The sequence below is a fragment of the Gemmobacter sp. 24YEA27 genome, assembly GCF_030052995.1.
In the GTDB taxonomy this organism is placed as follows: domain Bacteria; phylum Pseudomonadota; class Alphaproteobacteria; order Rhodobacterales; family Rhodobacteraceae; genus Pseudogemmobacter.
On the sequence record NZ_JASJPW010000004.1, the window covers coordinates 185,331 to 193,733 of the forward strand.

General features: G+C 62.9%; 9 protein-coding genes and 2 pseudogenes. 5 read left to right on the forward strand and 6 right to left on the reverse strand.

The features are described 5' to 3' along the window. Window position 1: 1 nt before the first annotated feature. Window positions 2-1,281, reverse strand: a pseudogene (locus QNO18_RS22170) (FAD-dependent oxidoreductase). 207 nt (window positions 1,282-1,488) lie between these two features. Here QNO18_RS22170 and QNO18_RS22175 point away from each other — a divergent pair. The 3 genes from QNO18_RS22175 to QNO18_RS22185 are packed head-to-tail and all read left to right on the forward strand — an operon-like array spanning window position 1,489 to window position 3,480. After that, window positions 1,489-2,100, forward strand: a complete 612-nt coding sequence (locus QNO18_RS22175) for a sigma-70 family RNA polymerase sigma factor (RefSeq protein WP_283179658.1) — start codon at window positions 1,489-1,491, stop codon at window positions 2,098-2,100. Beyond that, on the forward strand, window positions 2,097-2,732 hold the full coding sequence (locus QNO18_RS22180; protein ID WP_283179659.1) for a ChrR family anti-sigma-E factor: 636 nt from the start codon (window positions 2,097-2,099) through the stop codon (window positions 2,730-2,732). Before QNO18_RS22175 ends, QNO18_RS22180 begins: the two co-directional genes overlap by 4 nt. 4 nt (window positions 2,733-2,736) lie before the next feature. Further along, window positions 2,737-3,480, forward strand: coding sequence for an SDR family NAD(P)-dependent oxidoreductase (locus tag QNO18_RS22185; RefSeq protein WP_283179660.1), 744 nt, complete (start codon window positions 2,737-2,739; stop codon window positions 3,478-3,480). On the opposite strand, the gene QNO18_RS22190 is transcribed toward QNO18_RS22185, so the two are convergent. The 5 genes and pseudogenes from QNO18_RS22190 to QNO18_RS22210 all read right to left on the reverse strand — a co-directional run. Further along, window positions 3,461-3,865 carry a DUF2177 family protein gene (locus tag QNO18_RS22190; protein WP_283179661.1) on the reverse strand — a complete coding sequence of 135 codons (405 nt, stop codon included), beginning with the start codon at window positions 3,863-3,865 and terminating at the stop codon, window positions 3,461-3,463. The genes QNO18_RS22185 and QNO18_RS22190 overlap by 20 nt on opposite strands. A 152-nt stretch (window positions 3,866-4,017) precedes the next feature. Then, window positions 4,018-4,680, reverse strand: a complete 663-nt coding sequence (locus QNO18_RS22195; protein ID WP_249497498.1) for a TetR/AcrR family transcriptional regulator — start codon at window positions 4,678-4,680, stop codon at window positions 4,018-4,020. A gap of 15 nt (window positions 4,681-4,695) precedes the next feature. Then, entirely contained in the window at window positions 4,696-5,076 is a 381-nt protein-coding gene (locus QNO18_RS22200; protein WP_283179662.1) for a thioesterase family protein, read from the reverse strand. Then, complete coding sequence (locus tag QNO18_RS22205) at window positions 5,073-6,002, reverse strand: 3-keto-5-aminohexanoate cleavage protein (protein WP_283179663.1); 930 nt, start codon at window positions 6,000-6,002, stop codon at window positions 5,073-5,075. The genes QNO18_RS22200 and QNO18_RS22205 overlap by 4 nt, the downstream gene beginning before the upstream one ends. A gap of 31 nt (window positions 6,003-6,033) precedes the next feature. Further along, window positions 6,034-6,705: pseudogene (locus QNO18_RS22210) on the reverse strand (SDR family oxidoreductase); the annotation flags it as partial. 347 nt (window positions 6,706-7,052) lie between these two features. On the opposite strand from QNO18_RS22210, the gene QNO18_RS22215 reads away from it, so the two are divergent. Both QNO18_RS22215 and QNO18_RS22220 read left to right on the forward strand, forming a co-directional pair. Further along, window positions 7,053-7,607: an amino acid ABC transporter permease gene (locus QNO18_RS22215; protein ID WP_283179664.1), complete on the forward strand. Its 555-nt coding sequence runs from the start codon at window positions 7,053-7,055 to the stop codon at window positions 7,605-7,607. A gap of 103 nt (window positions 7,608-7,710) precedes the next feature. Next, window positions 7,711-8,244 (forward strand): amino acid ABC transporter permease, encoded by a 534-nt coding sequence (locus QNO18_RS22220; RefSeq protein ID WP_283179678.1) that lies wholly within the window; start codon window positions 7,711-7,713, stop codon window positions 8,242-8,244. The last annotated feature ends 159 nt before the right edge of the window (window positions 8,245-8,403 follow it).

Below are 8,403 nucleotides of genomic sequence, written 5' to 3' on the forward strand. Positions count from 1 at the left end.
CTCAGACCGTCGCGGGCAGCAGCTGCCGCGCGATCCGCACGGCGCTGGCAAAGCCGTCCTCGTGGAAGCCATTCCGCAGCCAGGCCCCGGCGAACCAGGTCTGCCGCGTGCCCTGCATGGCCCTGATCCTGGCCTGGGCGTCGATGGCGGCCCGGTCAAAGACCGGGTGGCGGAAGCTGGTCTCGTCATAGATCCGCGCCGGATCTATCGCGGCGCCCGGGTTGAGGCTGACGAAAAGCGGATCAGTCTCGGGCAGCGATTGCAGTCGGTTCATCCAATAGGTGACGCCGACCGCCTGCTCTGCCTGCGGCTCATCCGCGCGGTAGATCCAGGAACTCCAGCAGGTGCGGCGGCGCGGCATGACAATGGGATCGGCGTGCAAAACGGCGCGATTGTCCTGAAACCGCACCGCGCCGAGTGCGGATCTCTCCTCCGGTGACGGATCGGCGAGAAGGGCCAGCGCCTGATCGGCATGGCAGGCCAGGATCACATGATCGAAGCGCTCGGCCTCGCCCTGTGTCTGAACGGTGACGCCCAGAGGGCCGCGCGACACGGCGCGCACCTTTGTGGCCGGGCGCAGGGCGACAGCGCGCGCCTGCAGCGCGGCTGTAAGCCGGGTCACATAGGTCACACTGCCGCCGGTGACCGTCCACCACTGATGTTGCCCGCCCTTTGACATCAGCGCGTGATTGCCCAGAAACCGCAACAGGGTCACAGCCGGGAAAGCACCGATGTCGCGCGCCGGCGTCGACCAGATCGCGCCGCAGATGGGATAAAGGTAATGGTCCCGGAAGCGGGTTCCGAATCCGAGCTCCGTGATCAGCGCTTCGATGGTGAGGTCTGCCCGCCCCGCTGCCGTCTCCGTTGCCCGCGCGTTAAAGCGCAGGATATCACGGATCATACGGTGAAAGCCGGGCCGCAGCAGGTTTGAGCGCTGCGCGAACAGCGCATTGACCGAGCGCAGCGCGAATTCCACGGCGCCATTCCCCAGCGAGACGCCAAAGCTCATATCGCTGCGCTGCACCGGCACATCCAGATCACGAAACAGCGCGGTCAGATGCGGATAATTGGCGTAGTTGAAGACGATGAACCCGGTATCCACCGGAACATCGCCCGCAGGCCCGCCATCACCGTGCGGGCATGCCCGCCAAAACGCGGCGCGGCCTCGAACAGGGTGACCTGATGATGCCCCGACAGCAGCCAGGCGGCCGCGAGGCCGGAAATCCCGCCACCGATGATGGCGATCTTCTGTGGTGCGTTGCGTGTCAGGTCAAAAGGCACATCCGCCCCCTCTGGTTGTCTGTCTGTAATTACGCAGCCACGCTGGTCCCGGATCACTATGCCCCGCTGGAATTGCATTTTTCGCTGCGCGGTGATCTGTTGTACCGGCGCCGGCGTATCCAACCCATGATGTCAGAGAGCCGCAGCACCCTGAATGTGATCCCCGCGCCCGATCCGGGCGTTGCAGTGCCGTGCGGAGGCGCCCGGATGACCGCGAAGGAGAGCGAGCTTTTGTCATCAGACACGGCACCAGACTCAGCATCAGACATGGCGGGCGGGACCAATCCGACCCTGTGGTTGCTTGCGGTGCGCGACCAGCGCGACCGGGCCTCTTTTTTGTTGTTGTTCGAGCAATTTGCGCCCCGGCTGAAGGCCATGCTGATGCGTGGCGGTTTGCGCGATGGCAGCGCAGAAGATGTGGTACAGGATGTGATGCTGGCGGTCTGGCACAAGGCGGCGCAGTTCGATCCGCACCGGGCCGAGGCCAGCGCCTGGATCTACCGCATTGCGCGCAACCGCCATATCGACCTGATCCGCCGCAAACCGCCGCCCGAACCCGATGCGCTGATCGAACCCGAAGGCTCGGAGCCCGACGCCGCGCAGATCCTCGCCCTTGGGCAGGAGGCTGCGCTTTTGCGCCGGGCGCTTGATGCGATGTCTCCGGATCAGGCCAGGGTGCTGGAACAGGCTTATTTCGAGGATCTGCCCCATAGCCGGATCAGCGAGATGACCGGCCTGCCCCTTGGCACCATCAAGTCGCGGATCCGGCTGGGCCTGGACCGCTTGCGGCGCGACCTGAACGCTTTGAGGCAGCCATGACCGCCATCACGCATCATATTTCAGACGCATTGCTTGACGCCTGTGTAACGGGCAGCCTTCCCCATCCCTTTGCGGTGGTTGCCGCAGCGCATCTGTCGCTCTGCGATACCTGCCGTGCGCGGGCAGAGGCCGCCGAGATGCTTGGCGGCAGCCTGCTTGATCGCATCACCCCCGCAACCCTCAGCCCGGGCGCGCAGGATCGCCTGCTGGCCGCGCTGGACGATAACGCGCCACCCCCACTGCAGGCGACGGCCTCTGGCATTTTTCCCGCACCTGTCATGCAGGCGCTTGGTGGCCAGCCGCCGAAATGGCGGATGCTGGGCGGTGGGATCCGCCAGCAGATCCTGTCCGCCGACAGCGAAGGCTCGCTGCGGCTGCTTTATATTCCGCCTGGGCGCGCGGTGCCCGCGCACAGCCATGGTGGGCTGGAACTGACCCTGGTGTTGCAGGGCAGTTTTGCAGACAGTGAGGGCCGTTTCGGCCCCGGTGACGTGGAAACCGCGCATGACGAGATAGACCATCAGCCGGTCGCCGGGCCGGACGCGCCCTGCATCTGCCTTGCGGCGACCGACGCGCCTTTGCGGTTTCGCGCGCTTATCCCGCGTCTGTTGCAGCCACTGTTCAGGATCTGACCCAATGGGCTTTGCCGGCAAGACGGTCTGGATCATCGGCGCAAGCGAGGGCATCGGCGCGGCCCTTGCCCGGGCGCTGTCGCAAGAGGGCGCGCGACTGATCCTCTCGGCGCGCAATCGGGCCGCGCTGGAATTACTGGCAGCCGGCTGCCACAAGGCTCAGGTACTGCCCCTCGACCTGGCGGCCCCGGGGGGCCTCGCGGATGTGGTGGCCGGTCTTGAACCCGGCAGCCTCGATGTGGTGATCTGCACCGCCGCGCTTTATGATCCGGGCCGGGTTTCGGACCTGGATCCTGAGAGCATCGCGCGGCTGGTGGCGGTAAATCTCCTGGGGAGTTTCGAGGTCGCCCGCCTCGTCCCACCTTTGTTACGTGATGGCGGACAGCTGGTCCTCTTTGGCTCGGTCGCGGGCTATTTCGGCCTGCCGGGCGGACAGCCCTATAGTGCGACCAAGGCCGCGGTAAACAATCTGGCCGAGACCCTGCGGACCGAACTGGCGCCGCGTGTTGACGTGCGGCTTGTCTGCCCGGGGTTCGTCGCGACCCGGCTGACCGCGAAGAACACCTTCGCGATGCCCGCGATAATAACGCCGGAACAGGCGGCGCGAGAGGTAATCCGTGGTCTGAAGGGGCGTGCCTTTGAGATCCATTTCCCCAAACGGTTCACCTGGGCGATTAAATGTCTCAGGGCGCTGCCCTATGCGGTCTCGCTGCGGCTGACCGCGCGACTCAGGCCAGGCGACCGCTGAGAGCCGCCACCCCGGCCCAGGCCGCAAAGCCGGTCAGGACGGTACCCCAGAGCCCATCCGCCAGCACCTGTTGCCAGGACCAGTCTGCCAGCGTGGCATAATTCGTCATCTCATAAGTGCCATAGCACATCGCCCCGAGCAGCGCCCCGAACGCCAGGGCCTGTAACGGTGCCCCGGCTTTCAGCGCCGGCAAAGACACGAAGAACAGCAGCCCGGCGACATAGAACAGATAGAATACCACCGCAGGCCCCAGCCGGAGCGGCGCCGCCAGAAGATGCCCGATATGCGCCTCGAAGACCGGACGGATGATATAGCGGATGCCGACCATATCGAGGCCCAGAAAGACCGCTGCCGTCACCGCATAAAGAAGAATGGCCTGGCCCATGGTCTGCTCCGTTCTGTCAGCCTCTGTCCCCGGAATACGCGGCGCGGGCAGAGATGGATCACATCGCATTCTTGCTTTGCGCGTGCCCCCTGCCCGGAAGGCCGCAAAACACCGGACAACCGATCCCCGGCCGGGATTGTATGCGGAAGGCCTCAGATCTGAGCAGATTGCGGTTCTGCCGCCCCGATTTCGGCAAGATGCGCCAGAAGGACCGGCAGAGCGGTGGTCTTCCAGGCCAGCCAGGCCTCTTCCAGTTCGGCCGCGCTGCGGGTCTTTTTCAAGGTCGCCAGACCGCGCAGGAAAATCGCAAAAGTCCCGTCGAGGAGGAGCAGGATACGCTTGTCCTGCAAGGCAGCCGCGCCGAAGGCCAGTTCATACATCCGCTTTTGCAAAGCGCGCTGCGAGATCGCGTAGTGATGCATCCGCGTGCCGAGCTCGGGATTGGTACGCGCGGCCAAGAGCAATTCCCCCACCACTTCGAAAATGCGCCCCATCGCCACCAGGCGCAGCTGCTCAAGCGCGGCATCGGCGCGGGCGGGCATATCGCGCGGCAACTCTGCCATACGCACCTCATATTCCGCGACACTGCGCTGGAACAGGGCATCAACCGACGCGGCCAGCAGATCCTCGCGCGTGCCAAAATGATGCAGATGGGCGCCATGGGTCACGCCGGCCCGGGCCGAGATCGCGGCAATGGTGACTTTCTGATAGCCACTTTCCCAAAGCTGCTCGATGGCGGCATCGATCAGCTTTTGCCGGGTCATCAGGCTGCGCAGCTGGGGCGGGCGGGCCTTTTCGGTCTTTCGCGGTGCCATACTCACTTCCGGGTGTCAGGTCAGACAGGACTTTTGCGCCCCTGAAAGGGCCGATGAAACACCTTTACGCGGATCGACCTGCACCAGAACCGACAGACCCGAGGCGACCAGAAGGTCATCTTCGAAGATCTCATGCGACATGTCAAAAGAGCTGTTGCCGATCCGGCTGACAACGGAACGGGTGACAAGGCGGCGCGCTGCGACCGGCTGGGCGTGAAAATCGACGCGCAAAGAGACCAGGCGCCATTCGACATCCCGGGCCAGCGGAATGCCGGCCAGAAAATCCAGCCGTGCATCTTCGATCAGTTCCGCCAGTTTCAGGCTGTTGACATGGCCCATTGCATCGCGGTCGGCAAAGCGCAGCAGCGCTTCGCGACTGTGGCTGCGGGCGCTCATGCCGCGACGCCGATCCGGGGCCGCATGTTGAAAGCCTCGCGCACATCCGTCGAGCTTGCCAGTTTGATGTTCAGCTTGTCGAGGATTTCGCCGATCAGATTGACCTGTTCGGCATTGGATTTCGCGAGCTCGCCCTTGCGGATATAAAGCGCATCCTCCAGCCCGACCCGGACACCGCCGCCGCGACAGGCCGAGGCGGTGCCGAATGCCATCTGCTGACGGCCGGCAGCCAGCACCGACATATAGTAATCATCCCCGAACAGCCGTTCTGCTGTTTCGTAGAAATGTTCAAGATGGCTCGGGTGTACGCCGACGCCGCCAAGGAAGCCGAAGATGAACTGCACCATCATAGGGCCGCGGATAATACCCTGATCGCGCAGGTATTTCAGGTTGTAGAGATGCCCGACATCATAGCATTCACATTCAAAGACCACGCCCTCGGCCCCGAGTTCAGTCACGATATCTTCCAGCACCTGGAAGGAGTTGACCGAATATTTCGACTTGGATTCGAGCAGGAACCGCTCTTCCCAGTCATATTGCCAGTCCTTTTTCTTGCCCGCCATCAGATGGAAGCCGAAATTGATCGAGCCCATATTGAGCGAGACCATATCGGGTGACATCGCACGCGCGGCGGCGAGCCTTTCATCCATGGTCATGCCGGGTGCGCCGCCGGTGGTGATATTGACCACCGCATCGCAGCGCGCCCGGATCCCCGGCACGAACTGGCCATAGACCGCCGGATCGGCGGTGGGGCGGCCATCATCCAGACGGGCGTGAAGATGCACGACGGCGGCGCCGGCAGCATGGGCCTCGACGGCGGAATCCTCGATCTGTTTCGGGGTGATCGGCAGATAGGGCGACATGCTCGGGGTATGAACGCCCCCCGTCACCGCGCAGCTGATGATGGTCTTATTGAACTTGAACATTCGGCATTCCTTGTTGCGGCGAAGCGCGGGATCAGACGTTTTGCCGCTCAGGTGCGGGCGAAGGGGCAACCATTTCACTGGAATAGCCCTCGAAATTACCACAGACGGCCAGTTTCTGGCCGCTGACATGGCGCGCCTCATCCGAGAGCAGGAAGCGCACGCTTTTCGCGATATCCTCGCCGCTGACCATGGTTTTCAGCGAGGTGCGCGCGGTGAATTCCGCAATGGCTTCGTCAAAGCTGATGCCACGCGTATCGGCCTGAGCCTGAGCCACGGCTTCGATCCTGACGCCCTCGACGATACCGGGCACCACGACATTCGAGCGGATGCCCCAGGGGCCAAGTTCCATCGCCATGGTCTCGGACAACATTTCCAGCGCGGCTTTCGACACGACATAGGGCGCGCGCTGCGGAAAACCGTTGCGGGTACAGGCCGAGGAAATCGACACAATCGCTCCGCGCCTTTGCTTTTTCATTACGGGCGAAACGTTCTTGATCAGAATCGCGGCGGAAATCACATTGATCCCGAGCACGCGCTGCCAGTCTTCGGCAGAGATGGAATCGATCAGGCCGGTTGGCCCCGCGATCCCGGCACAATTCACCAGCCCCTCAATCGCCATTGGGCCTGCGGCAAGCTCGGCGACAAGCGCCTCGACCTGTGCAGAATCACCCACATCGCAGGGGTAATGCAGAATCCCTGCCCCGGTTCTGCCGGCGCATTGAAAGGGTCGAGCGCCACGGCTGTGCCACCCTGAGCCGCGATTTCACGACAGATTGCAAGACCGATCCCTGCGCCCCCTGCCGAGACGATATAGTAGCCCTGACGAAGCATCTTCCCGTCCTAAAAAATTATTCTTGTAATGTTTTGCTTGACTAGATCGGGCGCGTCAACAATTCTGTTTCAAAAAATGAACCAGGAGGTGACGGTGGAATTTGGTGTGGTCCTCGACCATTTGCCGCTGCTTGTCGGCGGGGCGCTGCGCGGCGTGCTCTACGCGGTGGGGGCTTTGTCATCGGCATCGCCTGCGCGGCGCTGATCATCCTTGGCCGCATGGCCTGGGGTCGTTGGGTGACCATCCCCAGCCAGATCTTTGTCGAGATCGTCCGCAACACGCCCTTTCTGCTGCAGGCCTTCTTCCTTTACTTCGGCCTCGCGAAACTTGGCGTGATGATGCCCGGCTATGTCGCCGCAATCATCATCGTGACATTCAATTCCGCCGCCTATGCGACCGAGATCCTGCGCTCGGGCATGCTCGGCATTCCGAAGGGCCTCCTTGAGGCCGGCGACTCGCTTGGCTTCACAGCGCTGCAGCAGTTCCGCTATGTCGTAGCGCGGCCAATGCTGCGCGCGGCGCTGCCCGCGCTGAGCGGCCAGTTCATCATCATCATGCTCAATACCTCGCTTCTGTCGGCCATCGCCATTCCCGAGCTGAATTACGAGGCCTCGAACCTCGCCTCGACCAGCTTCCGCCCGTTTGAGGTCTATGTCGTGGTGGCCGCGATCTATCTGGTGCTTTCGTCGGTCTTTGCCGGGCTCTTTGCCCTGATCAGCCGGCGTGTCAGCGGCAGCTGGGGCACCGAGCGCCGCATGCAGGATATCGTCTGATGCGTGAATTCAGCCAGAATCATATGATCCTGATCCTTCAGGGCCTGGGCTGGACTGTGGCCCTGACCCTCGCTGCGATGATCTTTGGCGGCATTCTGGCCTGCTGGTTGCGGTCCTGCGCAGCTCTCCCAATCGCTGGGTCTCGCTGCCCTCTGCTGTCCTGATCCGGCTTTTCCAGGGCATCCCGCTGGTGGTCGTGATTTTCATGATCTATTTCGGCATCGCCCGGACCGGCTATAATGTCTCGCCCTTTGTCGCCTGCGCCGTGGGGCTGTCATTGTTCGCTGCGGCCTTTCTGGGAGAGATCTGGCGCGGGGCGCTGCTTGCCATTCCGCGGGCCCAGTGGGAATCCGCTGACAGCCTCGGCATGACCAGCTTTCAGATGCTGCGCATCGCCATCCTGCCCCAGGCGCTCAGGCTTTCGGCCCCGGCGACGGTGGGCTTTCTGGTGCAGCTGGTAAAGGCCACCTCGGTCTGTTCGATGGTCGGCTTTGTCGAGCTGATGCGGGCCGGCCAGATGGTCAATGGCACCACCTTTGACAGTTTCCGCGTCTTCGGCATCGTCGCGGCGCTTTATCTGCTGATCAACCTGCCCATGTCCTTCGCGGCGAAGCGCCTCGAAAAGCTGAAGCTCTGAGAGAGGGCCCATGTCACTCATCGAACTGAACGCCGTCACGAAATCCTACGGCTCCCACCAGGTGATCTATGATGCCACGCTGTCCATTGCTGCGGGCGAGGTGATTGCACTGATCGGCAAAAGCGGCTCTGGCAAGAGCACGCTGCTGCGCTGTCTGAA

Bases quoted from the DNA above. Each gene is read 5' to 3' on its own strand.
- QNO18_RS22175 (WP_283179658.1), top strand. From the start codon at position 1,489: ATGACCGCGAAGGAGAGCGAGCTTTTGTCATCAGACACGGCACCAGAC.
- QNO18_RS22180 (WP_283179659.1), top strand. From the start codon at position 2,097: ATGACCGCCATCACGCATCATATTTCAGACGCATTGCTTGACGCCTGT.
- QNO18_RS22185 (WP_283179660.1), top strand. From the start codon at position 2,737: ATGGGCTTTGCCGGCAAGACGGTCTGGATCATCGGCGCAAGCGAGGGC.
- QNO18_RS22190 (WP_283179661.1), bottom strand. From the start codon at position 3,865: ATGGGCCAGGCCATTCTTCTTTATGCGGTGACGGCAGCGGTCTTTCTG.
- QNO18_RS22195 (WP_249497498.1), bottom strand. From the start codon at position 4,680: ATGGCACCGCGAAAGACCGAAAAGGCCCGCCCGCCCCAGCTGCGCAGC.
- QNO18_RS22200 (WP_283179662.1), bottom strand. From the start codon at position 5,076: ATGAGCGCCCGCAGCCACAGTCGCGAAGCGCTGCTGCGCTTTGCCGAC.
- QNO18_RS22205 (WP_283179663.1), bottom strand. From the start codon at position 6,002: ATGTTCAAGTTCAATAAGACCATCATCAGCTGCGCGGTGACGGGGGGC.
- QNO18_RS22215 (WP_283179664.1), top strand. From the start codon at position 7,053: ATGGCCTGGGGTCGTTGGGTGACCATCCCCAGCCAGATCTTTGTCGAG.